The sequence below is a fragment of the Acetobacter sp. DsW_54 genome, from assembly GCF_002153575.1.
Lineage (GTDB): Bacteria > Pseudomonadota > Alphaproteobacteria > Acetobacterales > Acetobacteraceae > Acetobacter > Acetobacter fabarum.
In genome coordinates this window covers 1-271 of sequence record NZ_JOPD01000067.1, presented here as the reverse complement: position 1 = coordinate 271, position 271 = coordinate 1, and the positions used below count along the sequence as shown (strand labels likewise).

The following is a 271-nucleotide window of genomic DNA, read 5'->3' as shown; positions in this document are numbered from 1 at the left end:
TGCACTGCGAGACCGGGCCGGATGTGTAGGGCCGGGTCGTCGCTCAGCCGCTGACGCATATTGGCGATGAAGCCGTGGACGCGGTCGATGCTCTGCTGCAAGGCAAGCTCAGCCGATGGCATCCCGGGGGTATCGACGCGCACCGGAGCGGTGTCCGCGTCATGGTCGTGCGCGCATCCACTCAGGATACATAGCGCTGCGAGGAGGTGTGCCTTCTTCATATCCTCAGTATCGCGCAGACCGTTGTGACGCTGTGCATCCCTCAGGCGGC

Annotated in this window: 1 pseudogene; it reads right to left on the bottom strand. The window is 64.2% G+C overall.

What is annotated here, in order from left to right:
• A pseudogene (locus tag HK20_RS13290) lies at positions 1-221 on the bottom strand (hypothetical protein); the annotation flags it as partial.
• Positions 222-271: the final 50 nt, after the last annotated feature.